We start from the raw sequence: 16,406 nt of genomic DNA, 5'->3' as shown, positions 1-16,406 counted from the left end.
TATCTAATCGTTATGGTTGGCAAATTATCGAGCAAGAAATAGACCAAGACCATATTCATATTTTGATTCGTTATTCTCCGAAATGGAGTATTCTTGAAATCGTTAGATTATTGAAGCAACTTACAACCTATCGAATATGGCAAAAGCATAACGAATATCTTTCTCAATATTTTTGGAAAGAAAGAACCTTTTGGAGTGATGGATATTTTTCTTGTAGTATTGGAAATGTAAGCAAAGAGATTATCCAAAAATATATTCAAGAACAAGGTCATTAGGGCTTATATCCCCTAGCCTAAAGGCATAGGGGTTTTACGCCCATACATCTATAAAAATGTATCATTCGACCATATAGATAAAGCTCTCGCCTGCATTTTTGCCTCTTCCCTTCAGTCCGACAAATTCTTTTTTTGTATCGTTGGTTAACTGTTTGTCTATCCAGATTGTAGCAAAAACCGTTCAATAAGAAAACGTTGAATCAGAGGAACGAGTTGTTTTTCATTTGTTTAAAATAAAAAATCAGACATTTCTTAAAGAGAGAAATGAACTGATTCCAACTTTTTTGTTTAATATGTGTCTACAGAATCCTTTACAAGTTGATGTTCAATGGTATGCTGCGCAAAATTTCTTCATTTCCGTCTTGTCGGCGGACAAACTGGATTTCTTTCGCTCCCCAGTCATTGAAGTCCTCGAATGAATGGTTGTTTTTTCGTAAAACAACGTCTACCGGACAATCAAGTTCTCCATCCGCATTATACATCAAATCTTCCTCGTCTACTTTCAAGTCTACAATTTTTCCTGTACTGCATATAATAAGGAGTGAATGACTGCTCGTTATGTCAATCAATATGCTCGATGATCCGTTACTCGACATACAACACCTCCGCACATTTATCTTCTCGTATTTGTAGTATAACAGAGCAGCCGCTGTTTTTTGCTGAGTTCACAAAATGCTCACCATTTCTTATTGTATTTGACAATAGTTGGACACAAAAAACTCTTCCAGAAACTGCTTTTAGTAGTTTCTGGAAGAGTGAAATACGACTTATTTATGTTTGTTCAATACAGCTTCGATTTGTTCTTTGCTGTGGTAGCCGATTAATTTCTCAACGACTTCTCCGTCTTTTTTGACCAGCAAAGTCGGAATGCTCATGATACCGAATTTGGATGGAGTTTCTGGGTTTTCATCCACGTCTAATTTAAAGTAATCTACGCTGTCACCAGATTCTTCGTCTAATTGTTCGATAACTGGAGACTGCATCCGGCAAGGTCCGCACCAAGTTGCCCAAAAGTCGGTCAATGACAATCCTGAAGCTGTTTCTTGTTCAAAAGTTGTATCTGTTAATTCTCTTACCATGATATGTGTTCCTCCTTATAATGTTTGAAACTACCCACTTGTAAAAAGTAAGCTATGCTCTTCTGTTAATCAGTATAACAAATATATGTCTAAATTGTAAACATTCTGATTTAATTTTATTAAGATTTAAACGAAACAATCGTTGCCCCTGCTCCACCCTGATTGGCCGGCGCCATTTGGAACGTTTTAACTTGGGGATGTTTTTTTAACGCTTCTTGCACACCTTTTCGGATAGCTCCGGTTCCGACTCCATGGATGATGGTGACTTTCGGGTAATTCGCCAGCAATGCTGCATCCAAATAGCGGTCCAATTGAGCCATGGCCGCTTCGTAACGTTCACCGCGAAGATCCAACTCTGTCGACACATGAGCAGCCGATCCTGAGCGAACGGTGCGTACTTTGGGCTCCGGCTCTTCCTGTTTCGCTATCAAAGTCAAGTCACTTTCGTTCAGTTTCATTTTCAAGCTGCCCATTTGGACCACCCATTGTTTGTTTCCAGCTTTTTCAATTAACGTTCCGCGCTGTCCAAATGACAGGACTTCTACGTCATCTCCAGGTTGAAGCTGTTGTTTTTTCTTTTCTTTTCTAAGCACTTTATTTTTAGCAAGCTTTTCTTCTTCTGTCCGCATATTAGCCAAACGGGTACGGGCATCAATCAGTTCATGTTCTTTCACACCATCTGCTGTGCCGATTTCCATCTGTTTATTCCGCAAATCGCGAATCACTTTCTCTGCTTCTTCTTGAGCTTTTTCGACCACAGCATTTGCTTTCGTTTGAGCTTTTTTCATCAGCCCATCCCGTTCATCCCAGAACTCTTGGACGGCTTGTTTTAAGTCCCTATGCAACTTGGCTGCCTCGTCTAAATAGTCGCGCATCTCCAAGTATTCCATTTCCGCCATCTTGCGTTTGTTTTCCAAGTCATGAATCATCTCATCAACGCTCTGACTTTCTCCACTCATCAAGTTTTTGGCGTTGTCGATGATACTTGGATCCAGTCCCAAACGGCGGGCGATTTCAAATGCGTTGCTTCGTCCCGGCACGCCGATCAACAAACGATACGTCGGACTCAATGTATCAACATTAAACTCCATACTGGCATTGACGGTTTTGGGGCGGTTATAGCCGTATGCTTTGAGTTCCGGATAGTGGGAGGTCACCATCACCGTACTTCCTGCCTCCCCGATTTTGTCCAGCATGGAGATAGCCAACGCTGCTCCTTCTTGCGGGTCGGTTCCGGCCCCCAACTCATCCAGTAAGATCAAGCTGCGTTCATCCATCTGTTCCAAAATCGACACCACATTGGTCATGTGAGAAGAAAAGGTACTGAGGCTTTGTTCAATCGACTGCTCGTCTCCGATGTCCGCAAAAATGGCATCGAAAATACCCATTTGGCTGTTTTGTTCCACCGGCAATTGCAATCCGGACTGTCCCATCAATTGAAGGAGTCCCAGCGTTTTCAGCACAACGGTCTTCCCGCCTGTGTTTGGTCCTGTCACGATGACCGCTTGATACTCGTCCCCAATCAGCAAGTCGTTGGCCACCACATCAGCCGGGTCAATCAATGGGTGACGTGCCTGATACATTTTGACCACGTTATCCTGGCTGATGAGCGGACGGGTGGCGTCTGTTTCTTGGGCATATCTCGCTTTGGCGTTAATGAAATCCAATTTCCCCAATGTGTCGATATTTTGTTGGATTTCCGCTGTATGCGGAGCGATTTCATTGGACACTTCCGCCAGGATTCTGTCTATCTCATGGCGTTCTTCAATTTGCAGTTGACGCAGCCTGTTGTTCAGCTCAACGACACTTTGAGGTTCAATGAACAACGTTTGCCCCGTTGAACTTTGATCATGCACCACTCCGCCAAAATGTCCGCGGTTTTCCTGTTTGACCGGGATAACGAAGCGGTCGTTACGGATGGTGATGATGGTATCCGTCAAATATTTGGCTGATTTTCCGCGAACGATGCTTTCCAGCTTTTCTCGGACACGGCTCTCTCCCTGCTTGATTCCAGTCCGGATTCCTCGCAGTTTTTGACTGGCATCGTCCAAAACACGTCCATCGAGATCGACCACATTACGTATGTGCTTAGCCAGTTGGTTGAGGGGAACAAACTCGGATGCGATGCCATATAGACGGCTCAATTCAATTTGTTCTTCTTCCAAGTTATCAAAAAAAGCCTGCATTTCTCTGACCACTTCAAGAATGTGTCCTATCTGCGCGATTTCTTGCCCGTTCAACGACGCCCCTATGTTTAGGCGTTTCAAGTGCGGACGGACGTTTTCGAAACGAGAAATCGGCAAGCCGCCTTTAACTCGCAATAGTTTCACGCCGTCTTCGGTTTCTTCCTGCCAACGAAGAATTTCTTCATAATTGGAAGATGGAGCCAAAGAAAAAGCAGCTGATTTACCCACTTCAGAAACCGTATGGCTTGCGAGGCGTTCAATCACCTTATGAAATTCCATCGTTTCAAGAATTTTGTTTTTTCTGTTTTCCAATCCGTTTTTTCTCCTTTTCCGATTCCGTTTTTTCTCCATACTGAAGAAATCGTTTCGCATAAACAGCAGAAACGATTTCCATTTTTCTTATAATTTTACTGTCGTTATCACCTGTTGCGGTCCAGTCCGCTCAATTTTCTTTATTGGAAATTAATGGACTCAATCCACCAATTATAAACACTCTCCGACAAAGCCGGTGTTTCGGTGATGATCCATTGAGCCACCCAGCTGTCCGCAATCATTTCTTGGACGAGCTCTAAAGGTATGGTCGTCATCAAGAACAGGACCAAAAAGATGCCGACATACGTCACTAAAAAGCTCAACACGGCTCCTCCGATAGCATTGACTTGTTTCAGTATTGGAATGTTGGTTAAAAAATTCAACAACCCTCCGACGAAACGAGTGATGAGCCACCCACCAAACAAGATGATAAGGAAAGATACGCCATTGTAGAAAGCTTCATCCAACTTCAATCCGAGTTCTTGGTTGTAAAATACGAATTGGTTGTCCATGGACGCCGATGGATACGGCACAATCAATTCAATGTATTCTTTCACGACATCGGAATACTGCAATGCCAGCCAAAAAGCAGCCAAATAACCAATGGTCAAAACCAGCTGCAGCATCAACCCTCTTTTTGCTCCGCTGTACACCGCAATAAACAACAGAAATACAATGATAATGGTTAATAACATCTTGTCACCCTTTATTCGAAGACTCGTCGTTTGATTGTGAAGAGTCTTCTACTCCTCTTTCAAGTTCGTTTATTTTCTTTTCCATCTCCAGCATTTTTTGCTGCATGGTCAGCTGATCCGATACAGCATTGATTGCCATGAGGATCGCTTTTTTTTCTGCATCGAGGTCTTTTGATAAGTTCGATAATTGTTGCAGTTGCTCGTTGATTGTCTCTGTCACGACTTTCATATGTTCCTCAGAACGAGAGCCAATAATGATATATGGCTTGCCTCCGATCATCGCTTTGAAGCGCTGCTTCTCCTCCGACATTCCGTTTTCCTCCTAGATATGGGAATTCTCTTTATTTTATCATGAAACAGGGAGTGATTCACGTCTTTCTGAAAATTCCGTCATTGTGATGTCAATTTAATTTGTTGTCATTCTTTCAAAAACCTTTACGTATTATGGTAAGATAAAATGAAACCTTAAATAGAAAGTGTGAATATAATGGCTCATGCTGTATTGACAGCTTCTCCAAACCTCTTGAAAAAAATGAAAGAACATTACGCATCTTATTCCAAACCTGTTCCACCAGCCCACAGTCTTTTTTCTGCCAAAAAGAACGGCACGACTATCACTGCCTACAATTCTGGAAAAGTGGTTTTCCAAGGCAATGCAGCCGATCAAGAAGCAGAGTTATGGTCCAGCGAAGCAACCGTTTCTGAGAAGGCAAAAAAGAAACCCGCCCCTTCCGCTTCTCTTCCGGACGGGTTTGCGTCTTGGTCGGTCATCGGAAGTGACGAGGTGGGAACCGGAAGTTACTTCGGCCCTTTAACCGTCGTCGCCGCCTACGTGGACCGCTCTCAAATGGAACTGGTAAAAGAACTTGGCGTGCAGGACTCCAAAAATTTAACAGACAAGCAAATCATTGCCATCGCTAAAGACTTGTTGACGTTCCTTCCATACAGTCTATTGAATGTCTCACCAGAAAAATACAATAAAATTCAACCGACTATGTCCCAAGGAAAAATGAAAGCCGTCCTTCACAACCAAGCGATTGGAAACGTGTTGGATAAAATTTCCCCTCATCGTCCGGATGCTGTATTGATCGATCAGTTTGAACTACCGCAAACCTATTATAAACACATCCGTTCCGAGAAACAACAAGTGAAGGAAAACGTGTATTTTGCCACCAAAGGCGAAAGCCATCACCTCGCTGTGGCGGCCGCATCCATCTTGGCACGGTATGCTTTCTTGAAAGAACTGGAGACGATGTCGAAACAGGCCGGTCTCCTTTTGCCTTCCGGTGCCAACGCCGCTTCCGATGTGGCCGCTGCCAAATTATTGAAAAAAGGCGGCATGTCGCTTCTGTCCAAATATGCCAAACTTCATTTCGCCAACACAGACAAAGCCAAAAAGATTGCAGGGATCAAAGCTTAACCCCTTTGATGCAGCAAAAAGCGACCATCCCATTTAGGGGACAGTCGCTTTTTTTGTATTTAACGAATTTCTACATTTAATTGGGAAACCAACGCTTCTTTCACTTTCTCGAACGCTTTGTTGACGTCTTCTTCCACAAGTGTTGCTTCAGGATTCAAGTAAGCTAAGGAATAAGCCAAGGATTTCTTGCCTTCCTGAATTGATTCGCCTTGGTACAAGTCAAACAACCGGATTTCCCGCAGCCACTTGCCGCCGTTTTCTTCAATAACCGTCAGCACTTGTTGGTGGGTCACTTCTTCGTCCACCAACAAAGCGATATCCCGGGATGTGCCTGGGTATTTCGGAATAGCGGAGTAAAGCAACGGTTCTTTTTCTGCTTCTACGACAGCATCCAAGTTGAACTCAAACACATAGGTTTCATCCAAATCGTGTTCTTTAGCCGCCAACGGATGGATTTGTCCGACAAATCCAATTGTTTTGCCGTTCAATTCTATCGCAGCGGTACGTCCCGGGTGCATGCCGTCTTGGGTGGAATCCGCTTTGAAGACAATGGCTTCTTTCAACCCATAGCTGGCAAACAACTCTTCCAGAATTCCTTTGACCGTGAAGAAATCGACTTGCGCGCCATCCCCAAGCCAGCTGTCTTGCTCCAGACTGCCTGTAAGCACAGCCGCGACATGTTCTTCTTCTGCCAATAGAACTTGTCCTTCTTCTTGGAAGAACACGCGTCCTGTTTCATACAACGCAACATCCTTCATGCTGCGGGCACGGTTGTAACCGGCGCTGTCCAACAAGCCGCTGATCAAACTCTTCCGTAACGTCTTGTGTTCTTCACTCATCGGCCAGTCCAAATGAGTATCCGGTGTGTCTCTCAAAGCGAAACGGTTCGCTTTTTCTGTCGTAGTCAAGGAATAAGTGATGGCTTGTGATAAGCCACTTCCTTCCAAGAACCGACGGGTATGACGATCCAAGCGTTGCGCATCGGACAATTCCCCGAGTGTGGTGTCGCCTGATGGCAAAGTAGCTGGAATCCGATGGTACCCATAAATTCGTGCCACCTCTTCAATCACGTCTGCTTGAATGGACATATCCCAGCGGCGCGGCGGTACGCTGACTTCCAATTCGCCGTCTGTAATCTGTTTGCTGCCGAATCCGAGTCGCTCAATAATTTCTGTGACTTCTTTTTCAGTGAGTTTGGTTCCTAAAGAACGATTGATCTTTTCGACAGTGATGTGGATACGAGTGTCTTCCGGTTGGATGGCTTCTTGAGAAACCGTTCCTTCTACCACTCTTCCGCCTCCCAGTTCAGCCATCAATGCTGCGGCGTGGTCTGCTGCCTGTTGAATGGCGGCGACGTTAATGCCTTTTTCAAAGCGCGAACTGGATTCGCTGCGGAGGTTTAACTGTTGGGCGGTTTTCCGGATGAGCGTCGATTCAAACAACGCAGCTTCCAACGCAACCGTCGTGGTGGTGTCAGTGATATGAGAGTTTTCTCCACCCATCACACCCGCCAACGCAATCGGCTCACTGCCATTGGTGATGACCAAGTTTTCTGGAGACAAGGTCCGTTCTGTTCCATCCAGTGTCACCAATTTTTCGTCTTCTTTGGCACGGCGGACAAGAATTTCCTTCGATCCCAGCTTGTCGTAATCAAATGCATGCAACGGCTGTCCGTATTCCAACATGACGTAGTTCGTGATATCCACCAGATTGTCGATTGGACGGATACCGGCTTTCATCAATTTTTGCTGCAACCACAGCGGGCTCTCTTTTACAGTGACGCCTTCAATGATTCGCATCTTGTAGACAGGTGCATCTTTTTCATCTTCGACCGCAATAGACACGAGGTCTCCAGCCTGTTTGTCACTGGTTTCTTTCAATTCCAATTCAGGGAAAGACGGAGTTTGGTTGAGAATCGCACCGACTTCATAAGCAACTCCCCGCATACTCAACGCATCTGCACGGTTTGGTGTGATGGACAGGTCCAGCACCGCGTCATCCATTCCTAGATAAGAGCGCACTTCTTCCCCAGGCTCGGCGTCTTCCGGCAGAACATAAATGCCGTCTGCGAATTTTTTAGGAATGACACTGTCCGAGAATCCCAGTTCCTGCAACGAACAAATCATTCCATTGGAAACATGGCCGCGCAGCTTGCTTTTCTTGATTTTCAAACCGCCTGCCAGACGTGCTCCCGGCAAGGCCACAATTACTTTTTGACCTGCGGCAACGTTTGGTGCGCCACACACGATTTGGTATGGTTCTTCTTCTCCTACATTCACTGTGGTGATGTGCAAGTGGTCAGAACCTTCCATTTTTTCTTCGGTCAATACTTCTCCTACTACAATCTTCGTCAAGTTGCCTCCTTGACTGATGACGTCTTCCACTTCAATCCCGGTCAACGTAATTTTGTCTGCCAATTCAGCCGGAGTCAGCTGATCCAGATTCACATATTCTTTCAACCAATTGTACGAAACTAGCATGCTTTATCTCCTCACTTTAAATTGTTCCAAGAAACGTTGATCGTTTTGGTAGAAATGACGGATGTCGTCGACACCGTATTTCAACATCGCAATCCGCTCCAGACCTAATCCAAACGCGAATCCGCTGTACACGTCAGAATCTACGCCTGACATTTCCAGTACGTTTGGATGCACGACACCGGCTCCGAGGATTTCAATCCACCCTGTCTGTTTGCAGACGTTGCATCCTTGCCCGCCGCATTTGAAACAACTGACGTCTACTTCAACAGATGGTTCAGTGAAGGGGAAGAAGCTGGGACGCAGACGAATTTCACGGTCTTCACCAAACATTTTCTTCGCAAAAATTTGCAGCGTTCCTTTCAAATCAGCCATCGTGATGTTTTTGTCTACGACCAAACCTTCAATTTGTTGGAATTGATGGGAGTGTGTCGCGTCATCGTCATCGCGGCGGTATACTTTCCCTGGACTGATCATCTTCAGCGGACCTTTAGAAAAATCGTGTACATCCATTGTTCTTGCTTGAACAGGTGAGGTATGTGTCCGCAAAAGTGTGTCTTCAGTGATGTAGAATGTATCCTGCATGTCACGGGCCGGGTGGTTTTTTGGCAAGTTCATCCGCTCGAAGTTATAGTTGTCTTCTTCCATTTCGGGTCCTTCAATGACCTGATACCCCATCCCGATAAACAAGTCTTCCAATTCTTCCCGAATTTGCGTCAACACATGGGAAGCGCCTTTTCTCACTTTTCGTCCCGGGAGCGTCACATCGATGACTTCACTTTCCAATTGTTCATTCATTTTTTGAAGTTCCAATTGTGCACGGGCATCTTCCAATTTCCCGGTGATTTCATCCCGGATTTCATTGGCGAGCGACCCAATCACCGGACGTTCTTCCGGGGGCAAATCTTTCATCCCTTTTAATGCTTTGGTCAAACTTCCCTTTTTTCCTAGATAGGATAGGCGCACTTTTTCAATTTCTTCCAGATTCGCAGCAGCAGTGATTTCTCTGCTTGCTTCTTCTCTTAATGTGCGCAGCGTGTCTTCCAAACTCATCTTTTTCTCTCCTCCGTCATCTTCTTTTTAAAACAAAAAATCTCGCCCCTAAAAAAGGGACGAGGTTTGCTGTCGCGGTACCACCCTGCTTCAGATTGGACTGCCAATCTGCACTCTTGCATAACGGTGCAATCCGGAACTTCTTTCATCCAATTCTAAGAATGGACTCCCGAAGTCGACTCAGGAAGTGAACTTCATCAAACGCGAATGATGGAGGTTTTCAGCCAGTGACCCCCACTCTCTTCCATTCGCGGATTTGATTACTCTTTTCCGTCTTTGTCTTTATATCAGGTTCAATTTTACGTCTTTCAGTGTACTGAATTTTACGCATTCCGTCAAGATTTGGAAGAGTCTTTGTCCAAGCAAACCCATTCGTTCGCCCAGTTTTGCACTTCATCCATGACTTTTTTCAGCGCAAATCCTTTTTCTGTCAAACAATAGCCTACACGTGCCGTACGTTCTTCGCCCACTGGTCGTGTGACGATCCCTTCTTGTTCCAACTCTTTCAAACGTTCCACAAGCACACGGTCGCTCACTTCTGGAATAGCATTGGTCAAATCTTTGAATCGGACCGGACCTTCCAGCAACACATCGATAATTAATCCCGTCCATTTTTTTCCTAAAATTGAAAAGGTATACTCGAACTTCGGACAAACGACTTTGCACTCATCGGTGCCACTTGGTGTTTCTTTTATCGTTTCAATCATTTTTTCCACCTCTTTATCCCATAGTATACCACACAGGTGACAAAAAGTAAGTAGATTTTATTTTGACATTTTTTCAACAGATGCCAGTTTCGGTTCGGTCATTGTTTCTTGCTTACGGTTCACACCGGCAAAAATCCACACAAGTACAATGACCAATGTCAGCCAGTTATAGATGGAAGCAAAGAAAGTGGTGAATGGGTCAATGTTTTGGATGAATGGATACACCCGCTGCAAAGAAGCCACATCGCCCACTGTTCCATTCAAGTACACGCTGCTGATTGGAATCAAAGGACTGACGGAAGTGCTCGCCATAATCAACATATTTGTCCGTCTGGTCTTATCCAATCCGGCTGCTTCTCCCAGGCGGTTCATCAGTGAGCTGACTATGAGGATTGCGGGAATCACCATTCCTGAAAGCAACACACTTCCAATCATCACCACAATGGACGATACCAGTTCCACTCCCAAAGGTTTTCGCATAAAAGAGTATGTGGCCAGTTTAGTTGTGAGTACATCGATGGCGCCACTTTGGTTCATGACTTCAATGACGCAGTAAAGGAAAATCAAAGACACAAGGAAACCGGACAATGCCATGACGCCGTCCGGAACCAATCCACCCATTTCACCGGTTTCTGGGACGAAATACATAAAGTCACCAAACGTGAACAAGCCTGTGATTAGCCCGATGACAGAAGCCGTCACCACTACAATCACCAATCCGTACAACACATTGTTGGTTCGGAAGGCAATAACCAAAACAACCAGCAAAGCCGCCAGCATCCACAACCCATTTGGATTGCTCATTTCCTCTAAAACTGAGACATCTCCAACGCTTTCGCCTGTTCCTCCGAAGAAATAAAATACAATCAGGGAATAAGTGCAGCTGTTCCTGTGTACAGCATCCGTTTTTTAACCAATTGAATAGGTTGTGCTGCTGCACCGGTTTCTGCATCTGCTTGAGTCTGTGAAGAAATGATGGTCACTTGCGAACTTGGAGAAATATGATCCCCGAAGAAACAGCCACTCAAAATGGCTCCCCCCAACATCGTTTCATTCGCTCCCAACGCCACTCCTGATGGGAAAAACAATGGCAGGATAGTCAACAAGCCCAATAACGGTGTACCGGTTCCCATCGCAACCAGTGCACTGGCCAAGAAACTCAAGACGACAAACGCTCCGCCTTCTAATCCTAACAGACTGCTTAGCCAAATCATTCCGCCGCCCAAGTCCCCTTGAGTCAAGAAAGTGATGAATAATCCTAAAATAATGAATAAAATAAAGTTGTTCAATAGGCCTTTCACCCCGCCGGTCACAACTTTCCAATAAGCCTGACGGTTTTTGGCCAGAAAAGAAACGAGAATGATTCCAATCGCTCCGCCATACGCAATGGCATTGAGAGCGTAATATTGATACTGCAGTCCTAAAAATACTGCAACAACCACGTAAATTAAAGTCGGCAGAACCCCGATAAGCGGTCCGCCATAAAACTCCAATGCAGTGGATTGCTTTTTGTCCATATATTTTCCTCCCTTTAATTTCGAGCCACAAAAAAAAGAAAGGGAGGAATCCCTTTCTTCAAGAGCCTTATGTTCCCTTTAGCATCACTGTAGCGATAGAGAAATAAATAAATAATCCTAAAGTGTCATTCAGCGTGGTAATGAACGGACCTGAAGCAATGGCAGGATCAATTTTCATTTTATTGATGATTACCGGCACAATCGCACCGATGACAGCAGATATACTCAAGGTAAAAAATAGGGAAAGTCCAATGACCCCCGCTAACATCCCATCTCTATATAGTATCCACACAAGCAGGAAAACAGCCAAGGCCGCTGCCATCCCAATTAACATGCCGACTCCAAATTCTTTGCGTATGATTGTCGTCAATTTGGGTTGCTTCTCCTTTGAATCAACCGTCAATCGACGAACCGCTACGGCAAGGGACTGCGTTCCAACATTTCCTGCTGAATCCATGATAATGGGAATAAACGCAGCCAAGGCAACCACTGATTCCAGGGTTTCTTCAAATAGTCCAATCAGATTAGCCGATACCATCCCTAAAAAGATTAAGATAACAATCCACGGAATCCGAGCGCGAGCAATTTGAATAACCGTTCCTTCTCCGTCTTCTGCTTTACGGATGGCAGAAAATTCTTTAAAATCTTCTGTTACCTCTTCCTCCATTACATCAATAACATCATCGACAGTCACAATTCCTAATAAAGTAAAATCTTTTGCCACAACCGGTATGGCCAAGAGGTCGTAATCTTGAATGAGACGAGCAACAGTTTCTTGGTCTTCAGAAATACTGACGTGTGCAATCTCTGTAAACATAATGTTTTCAATCCGTTCAGTCTCGGGAGACAAGATGAGGTCGCGCAAAGAACAGACTCCCAGCAACCGTCCATCTTCATCCACCACGTATAAATAATAAATGGTTTCAGCGTTATGACCGATGATTTTCAGTTTTTTCGTTACCTCTCCAACTGTTTCTTTCGCGAGAATCGTCAGCATTCGTGTGGTCATAATTGATCCGGCTGTTTCGGGAGCATAAGACATTAATTTTTCTACCATGAAACGATCTTTTTCATCCATCATCGCTAACAATGCATCCCGCTCTCCATCTTCCACTTCGTTCAAGAAGCGCACGACATTGTCATCTGCCATGTAACGAAAAGTCTCAGCCATGTACTCCGCCGGAAGATAGTGAACCGCATCTTTTTGATCAACTAATTCCATAAATTCCAAAACCGGCGCAAATTCTTTAGGTGTCAAAAATTCCGCTATTTTCTTTTTCTTCTCCGGGTATAGTTGATGAAACAGTTCCATCTGGTCTTTTTGATGAAGTCGAAGAAATAACTTACGAAACGTTTGTTTATCGTTTGTCTTTGCAGCATAAAAAATATCTTCAAAATAGTTAGAATCGTTTGTTCTGATCCATCTCATTTTTATCCATCCTTTTCGAAAGCAGGCGTTTCCCTGCCTCCATTTTTTCACTAATAAATAGAAAACTGTTTAATGATTGGCGACAAGGCCATATGGGAACAGGCTCCATCTGCCCACCTCCTTCGAAAAACATTGATAAAAACCAACAAAAAAAAGCATGCTTAAAAGAGCATGCTTAGTATAGAAAACAAGACAGTTGTCCATTTTCTCCGCACCTCTTTCGTTTAGTTTTAGCTCTGCACAGCATAGGGTTCTCCCAGCTGCATTAAGAATTCCCTTAATTCGAAAATTCCTGTTGACCCATTGGCATCTTTGGATGTTTTTGGGCAGCAGCGTCTCTCTGTGCAGTAGCCTCACCTAACAAGGCTTATTCAATTGACATCTTCCAAAGTGTACTACAGAAAACTTTTTTTGAACAAGTGGGTGCCGCCTTGCCGTATCCAAACATAAAATGAACAGTTAAAAAGCAGCCCAAAATTTGGGCTGCTTCATCAGTTTCACTAAAAAACTTTCCCAGGATTCAGACGATTATCCGGGTCAAACAGTTGCTTGATGTGGCGCATGTATTTGAGGTTGACAGGATCGGCCATTTTTTCGAAATAGGACTTTTTCACCACTCCGATTCCGTGTTCGGCAGAAGGAAGTCCTCCCAGCTCATCGACTTTTTGGTATAAGTCAGTCAGCAAGGCCGCTCGTTTCTGCAGCCATTCTTCTTCGCTTAATTCTTCGCGCATTAATATTGTATGCACATTTCCGTCTCCGGAGTGGCCGAAATTCAGCACGCTCAAACCATGTTTTTCTTGAAGGTGCTTCGTGTGGTGAATCAATTCAGCGAATTTGTTGATCGGCACCACCTCATCCAGCATTTCATATTGCGTGAATTCCATTAAGCCAATCAAGATAGCATCACGCAGCGCCCAAGCTCGTTGCGCTTCTTCATCTGTCAAACGGTGAACTTCCAAAGCAAAATCTTGAGCGGCTTTTTCCACCATTTCGGCACGCGCAGTCAGTGTCTGTTGGTCACTGCCGTCCATCGTCAACAGCAAATACGCTTCTCCTGCCTGGGTCTGCAATGGATACCCCAAGTGCTGTTCCGCATAATAAATCGCTTTTCGCTCGAACAGCTCAACTCCGGACGGATCTGCACCGCTGGCCAAAATAGCTAGCGCCGCATCGGTTGCTTTGAACACATCTTCAAATGCAAGCAGCATGGATGCATTGGCTTGAGGCAACGGCAACAAACGTAATTTTATGCCGGTCGTAATCCCCAACGTTCCTTCCGATCCGATAAACAAATCCTTCAAGTCATACCCTGAGCTGCTTTTAATGTTTAAGCTGCCCATGGTCATCTCTTCCCCTGTTGGCAGGACAACCGTCATCTCGCGCACATAATCACGTGTCGTTCCGTACTTGACCGCCCGTAAACCACCGGCATTGGTTGCCAAATTGCCGCCGATAGTGGAATGTTTAGAAGCTGGGTCCGGTGGGTAAAAGTACCCTCTGCTCTCCACATACTCATGAATATCGCCTATTAATGCACCTGGTTCCACCGTCAAAGTCAACGTTTCTTCGTCCAGTTCATGGATACGGTTCATCAAACGAACATCGATAATCAGTTCGTTCCCATGGATAGGGACTTGTGACCCCGCTACTCCCGTGCCGGCACCACGTGCAATGATGGTCAGATCCTTCTCATTGGCCAGTCGAACCAAATCAACCACTTCTTCGTGAGAAGTAGGCAGCGCCACGCCGTAAACGCCGGGAATATTTCGGACATATGGATCTTTAAGGTACTCTTCAGGCACTTCATTTCCTATGTACACACGACTTGAGTCAGGAATGATTTCTTTCAAAGACACATGCAACTCCTCATTTTACATTTTTTGAAAACCTTTTCCATATATTCATTTTACCGTTGCGTGTACTCTATGTCCACCCAAGCTTTAAATCAAGTGTTACCGCTCTCATTTTGTTGAAATACATTCAAAGATTGATTCATATCATATAAGGAAGGTGACTAAAGTGGATGAGAAAGAAAAAATCGATACACAGTCTCCAAAGAAAGATTACAAAGTGCCGGATGACCGAGGAGCGACACATCCCACCCCTCAAACTGAAAATGACGCCTACAAACCTGCTGAGAAGATGAAAAGCATGAATGCCATCATCACCGGTGCAGACAGCGGCATTGGACGGGCGGTCGCCATCGCTTTTGCCAAAGTAGGTGCCAGCGTGGCCGTTGTGGATTTAGAAGAAAAAGAAGACATCCATCAAGTGAAAGAACGCTTGGAACAATTAGGTGTAAAAAGTTTGTATTTCACTGGAGACGTTGGCGACGAATCATTCGCTAAAGAAGTGATTGACAAGGTTGTCTCTGAGTGGGGCGAGATACACACTCTGGTGAACAATGCAGCTGAACAACATACTCAAGAAAAAATAAGCGGAATTACAGCTGCACAACTGGATCGAACTTTTCGAACCAATGTGTTTGGAATGTTCTATTTTGCCAAAGCAGCCTTCCTACATATGGCAGACTACGGTACTGTCATCAACACTACATCTGTGACTGCTTATAAAGGCGCTCCAGGCTTAATGGATTATGCTGCGACAAAAGGATCCATTGTCGCGTTCACCCGCTCCTTCGCACAAAATAACGAAGTGTTGGAGAAGAACATCCGTGTCAATGCAGTGGCGCCTGGTCCGATTTGGGCAGCGCTCATCCTGGCCACCACTGGCAGCACATATGAAGAGCATGGGAGCAGTGTACCGATGAAACGCACGGGCGAACCTTACGAGTTAGTGCCGGCTTACGTGTATTTGGCAACGCCTGATTCCAGTTACGTAACTGGACAAGTCATTCATATCAATGGTGGGACAATCGTAAACGGGTAACTGCTTCAAAAGAATTGACCATGGAGCGAGGCTGGGACAAAAGCCACTAAATAAAAACGACGAGAAATTAGATTAACTAATTTTCTCGTCGTTTTTGCTATATATAATTAGGCATACAAAAAGCACCCTGATATAATATTAGTAACGACACTAAACATTAAAGGGGTGCTTTTTATGTACGTACAATATAACATGAATCAAACTTCACTTCCATTAGAATTATCTACTTGTATTGATCCCAACCATATTGTTTTTTCTATCTATAACTTTGTCGATTCATTAGACGATCATTACTTTAAAATTTTTGAGACTCAGGACGGTCGTCCTGCCTATCACCCAAAACCACTCATCATGTCTCTTCTTT

The 16,406-nt window shown here is 44.5% G+C and carries 16 protein-coding genes, 1 riboswitch and 1 other annotated feature; of the genes, 4 read left to right on the top strand and 12 right to left on the bottom strand.

Going from position 1 to position 16,406, the window contains the following annotated elements; all coding sequences use genetic code 11:
• Positions 1-275, top strand: a 275-nt coding sequence (gene tnpA / locus G470_RS14150; RefSeq protein WP_028274468.1) for an IS200/IS605 family transposase, incomplete at its 5' end; no start/stop codon positions are given.
• Positions 276-586: 311 nt separating this feature from the next.
• On the opposite strand, the gene G470_RS0108535 is transcribed toward tnpA, so the two are convergent.
• From G470_RS0108535 to G470_RS0108510, 5 genes are all read right to left on the bottom strand, one after another.
• Entirely contained in the window at positions 587-871 is a 285-nt protein-coding gene (locus tag G470_RS0108535) for a hypothetical protein (RefSeq protein WP_169720330.1), read from the bottom strand.
• A 171-nt stretch (positions 872-1,042) separates the two neighbouring features.
• Complete coding sequence (trxA, locus tag G470_RS0108530) at positions 1,043-1,354, bottom strand: thioredoxin (RefSeq protein ID WP_028274466.1); 312 nt, start codon at positions 1,352-1,354, stop codon at positions 1,043-1,045.
• Positions 1,355-1,473: 119 nt separating this feature from the next.
• On the bottom strand, positions 1,474-3,852 hold the full coding sequence (locus tag G470_RS0108525; RefSeq protein WP_028274465.1) for an endonuclease MutS2: 2,379 nt from the start codon (positions 3,850-3,852) through the stop codon (positions 1,474-1,476).
• Positions 3,853-3,992: 140 nt separating this feature from the next.
• Positions 3,993-4,547 (bottom strand): CvpA family protein, encoded by a 555-nt coding sequence (locus tag G470_RS0108515; RefSeq protein WP_028274464.1) that lies wholly within the window; start codon positions 4,545-4,547, stop codon positions 3,993-3,995.
• Between the two features lie 4 nt (positions 4,548-4,551).
• Positions 4,552-4,857: a cell division protein ZapA gene (locus G470_RS0108510; RefSeq protein ID WP_028274463.1), complete on the bottom strand. Its 306-nt coding sequence runs from the start codon at positions 4,855-4,857 to the stop codon at positions 4,552-4,554.
• Between the two features lie 177 nt (positions 4,858-5,034).
• Here G470_RS0108510 and rnhC point away from each other — a divergent pair, with 177 nt between their 5' ends.
• A complete protein-coding gene (gene rnhC, locus G470_RS0108505; RefSeq protein WP_028274462.1) occupies positions 5,035-5,967 on the top strand; it encodes a ribonuclease HIII in 933 nt (310 codons plus the stop codon).
• 59 nt (positions 5,968-6,026) lie between these two features.
• On the opposite strand, the gene pheT is transcribed toward rnhC, so the two are convergent.
• The 7 genes from pheT to G470_RS0108465 all read right to left on the bottom strand — a co-directional run bounded on the left by pheT (position 6,027) and on the right by G470_RS0108465 (position 15,009).
• Positions 6,027-8,447, bottom strand: coding sequence for a phenylalanine--tRNA ligase subunit beta (pheT, locus tag G470_RS0108500; RefSeq protein ID WP_028274461.1), 2,421 nt, complete (start codon positions 8,445-8,447; stop codon positions 6,027-6,029).
• 3 nt (positions 8,448-8,450) lie between these two features.
• Positions 8,451-9,497 (bottom strand): phenylalanine--tRNA ligase subunit alpha, encoded by a 1,047-nt coding sequence (gene pheS / locus G470_RS0108495; protein ID WP_028274460.1) that lies wholly within the window; start codon positions 9,495-9,497, stop codon positions 8,451-8,453.
• Between the two features lie 52 nt (positions 9,498-9,549).
• Positions 9,550-9,783: a binding site (T-box leader), on the bottom strand.
• A 49-nt stretch (positions 9,784-9,832) separates the two neighbouring features.
• The gene (locus G470_RS0108490; RefSeq protein WP_051258514.1) at positions 9,833-10,204 is read right to left on the bottom strand and encodes a winged helix-turn-helix transcriptional regulator; all 372 of its coding nucleotides are present in this window, start codon (positions 10,202-10,204) and stop codon (positions 9,833-9,835) included.
• Positions 10,205-10,261: 57 nt separating this feature from the next.
• Positions 10,262-11,008 (bottom strand): Na+/H+ antiporter NhaC family protein, encoded by a 747-nt coding sequence (locus G470_RS0108485; protein WP_028274458.1) that lies wholly within the window; start codon positions 11,006-11,008, stop codon positions 10,262-10,264.
• A 62-nt stretch (positions 11,009-11,070) separates the two neighbouring features.
• Positions 11,071-11,721, bottom strand: coding sequence for a Na+/H+ antiporter NhaC family protein (locus tag G470_RS0108480; RefSeq protein ID WP_028274457.1), 651 nt, complete (start codon positions 11,719-11,721; stop codon positions 11,071-11,073).
• Between the two features lie 67 nt (positions 11,722-11,788).
• On the bottom strand, positions 11,789-13,150 hold the full coding sequence (mgtE, locus tag G470_RS0108475) for a magnesium transporter (RefSeq protein ID WP_035445392.1): 1,362 nt from the start codon (positions 13,148-13,150) through the stop codon (positions 11,789-11,791).
• 208 nt (positions 13,151-13,358) lie between these two features.
• A riboswitch (M-box (ykoK) riboswitch) is annotated at positions 13,359-13,522 on the bottom strand.
• Positions 13,523-13,650: 128 nt separating this feature from the next.
• On the bottom strand, positions 13,651-15,009 hold the full coding sequence (locus tag G470_RS0108465; RefSeq protein ID WP_028274454.1) for an FAD-binding oxidoreductase: 1,359 nt from the start codon (positions 15,007-15,009) through the stop codon (positions 13,651-13,653).
• A gap of 154 nt (positions 15,010-15,163) precedes the next feature.
• Here G470_RS0108465 and G470_RS0108460 point away from each other — a divergent pair, with 154 nt between their 5' ends.
• Both G470_RS0108460 and G470_RS14715 read left to right on the top strand, forming a co-directional pair.
• A complete protein-coding gene (locus G470_RS0108460; RefSeq protein ID WP_240470666.1) occupies positions 15,164-16,042 on the top strand; it encodes an SDR family oxidoreductase in 879 nt (292 codons plus the stop codon).
• 174 nt (positions 16,043-16,216) lie between these two features.
• A partial coding sequence (locus tag G470_RS14715) for a transposase (RefSeq protein ID WP_205617912.1) occupies positions 16,217-16,406 on the top strand: 190 nt, incomplete at its 3' end.

It is taken from the genome of Atopococcus tabaci DSM 17538, assembly GCF_000429585.1.
GTDB classification, from domain to species: Bacteria; Bacillota; Bacilli; order Lactobacillales; family Carnobacteriaceae_A; genus Atopococcus; species Atopococcus tabaci.
The sequence above is the reverse complement of the archived record's forward strand: the minus strand, read 5'-3'. Positions and strand labels throughout refer to the sequence as shown.

Coding starts and splice junctions, on each gene's coding strand:
- trxA (WP_028274466.1), bottom strand. CDS start 1,354: ATGGTAAGAGAATTAACAGATACAACTTTTGAACAAGAAACAGCTTCA.
- pheS (WP_028274460.1), bottom strand. CDS start 9,497: ATGAGTTTGGAAGACACGCTGCGCACATTAAGAGAAGAAGCAAGCAGA.
- G470_RS0108515 (WP_028274464.1), bottom strand. CDS start 4,547: ATGTTATTAACCATTATCATTGTATTTCTGTTGTTTATTGCGGTGTAC.
- G470_RS0108490 (WP_051258514.1), bottom strand. CDS start 10,204: ATGATTGAAACGATAAAAGAAACACCAAGTGGCACCGATGAGTGCAAA.
- G470_RS0108485 (WP_028274458.1), bottom strand. CDS start 11,008: ATGAGCAATCCAAATGGGTTGTGGATGCTGGCGGCTTTGCTGGTTGTT.
- pheT (WP_028274461.1), bottom strand. CDS start 8,447: ATGCTAGTTTCGTACAATTGGTTGAAAGAATATGTGAATCTGGATCAG.
- rnhC (WP_028274462.1), top strand. CDS start 5,035: ATGGCTCATGCTGTATTGACAGCTTCTCCAAACCTCTTGAAAAAAATG.
- G470_RS0108510 (WP_028274463.1), bottom strand. CDS start 4,857: ATGTCGGAGGAGAAGCAGCGCTTCAAAGCGATGATCGGAGGCAAGCCA.
- G470_RS0108480 (WP_028274457.1), bottom strand. CDS start 11,721: ATGGACAAAAAGCAATCCACTGCATTGGAGTTTTATGGCGGACCGCTT.
- mgtE (WP_035445392.1), bottom strand. CDS start 13,150: ATGAGATGGATCAGAACAAACGATTCTAACTATTTTGAAGATATTTTT.
- G470_RS0108535 (WP_169720330.1), bottom strand. CDS start 871: ATGTCGAGTAACGGATCATCGAGCATATTGATTGACATAACGAGCAGT.